This window comes from Spongiimicrobium salis (genome assembly GCF_043678055.1).
Classification (GTDB): domain Bacteria; phylum Bacteroidota; class Bacteroidia; order Flavobacteriales; family Flavobacteriaceae; genus Spongiimicrobium; species Spongiimicrobium salis.
In genome coordinates, this window is the sequence record NZ_JBHEQA010000017.1 from 1 (window position 1) to 1,325 (window position 1,325).

Genomic DNA, 1,325 nt, shown 5'->3' on the forward strand with positions numbered 1-1,325 from the left:
CTCTAGAAAGGAGGTGTTCCAGCCGCACCTTCCGGTACGGCTACCTTGTTACGACTTAGCCCTAGTTACCGATTTTGCCCTAGGCCGCTCCTTGCGGTGACGGACTTCAGGCACTCCCGGCTTCCATGGCTTGACGGGCGGTGTGTACAAGGCCCGGGAACGTATTCACCGGATCATGGCTGATATCCGATTACTAGCGATTCCAGCTTCATGGGGTCGGGTTGCAGACCCCAATCCGAACTGTGACCGGCTTTGTAGATTCGCTCTGCCTTACGACATGGCTGCTCTCTGTACCGGCCATTGTAGCACGTGTGTGGCCCAGGACGTAAGGGCCGTGATGATTTGACGTCATCCCCACCTTCCTCTCGGTTTGCACCGGCAGTCCCGTTAGAGTCCCCATCTTTACATGCTGGCAACTAACGGCAGGGGTTGCGCTCGTTATAGGACTTAACCTGACACCTCACGGCACGAGCTGACGACAACCATGCAGCACCTTGTAATATGTCCGAAGAAAAGTCTATCTCTAAACCTGTCATACTACATTTAAGCCCTGGTAAGGTTCCTCGCGTATCATCGAATTAAACCACATGCTCCACCGCTTGTGCGGGCCCCCGTCAATTCCTTTGAGTTTCATTCTTGCGAACGTACTCCCCAGGTGGGATACTTATCACTTTCGCTTGGCCGCCCAGTACTCAAGGCACCGGACAGCTAGTATCCATCGTTTACGGCGTGGACTACCAGGGTATCTAATCCTGTTCGCTCCCCACGCTTTCGTCCATCAGCGTCAGTATACGGTTAGTCACCTGCCTTCGCAATCGGTGTTCTATGTAATATCTATGCATTTCACCGCTACACTACATATTCCGGCAACTTCACCATAACTCAAGATCGACAGTATCAAAGGCAGTGCTACGGTTGAGCCGCACCATTTCACCCCTGACTTACCGACCCGCCTACGGACCCTTTAAACCCAATAATTCCGGATAACGCTCGGACCCTCCGTATTACCGCGGCTGCTGGCACGGAGTTAGCCGGTCCTTATTCTTACGGTACCGTCAGAGCGCCACACGTGGCGGTTGTTCTTCCCGTATAAAAGCAGTTTACAACCCATAGGGCAGTCTTCCTGCACGCGGCATGGCTGGATCAGGCTTCCGCCCATTGTCCAATATTCCTCACTGCTGCCTCCCGTAGGAGTCTGGTCCGTGTCTCAGTACCAGTGTGGGGGATCCCCCTCTCAGGGCCCCTAACCATCGTCGCCTTGGTGGGCCGTTACCCCGCCAACTAGCTAATGGTACGCATGGCCATCCCTTACCGTAACCTTTAAT

1 rRNA gene is annotated in these 1,325 nt (G+C 54.1%); it reads right to left on the minus strand.

From position 1 onward, the window contains the following. Positions 1-6 precede the first annotated feature (6 nt). A 16S ribosomal RNA gene (locus ACEXOE_RS23680) occupies positions 7-1,325 on the minus strand; the annotation flags it as partial.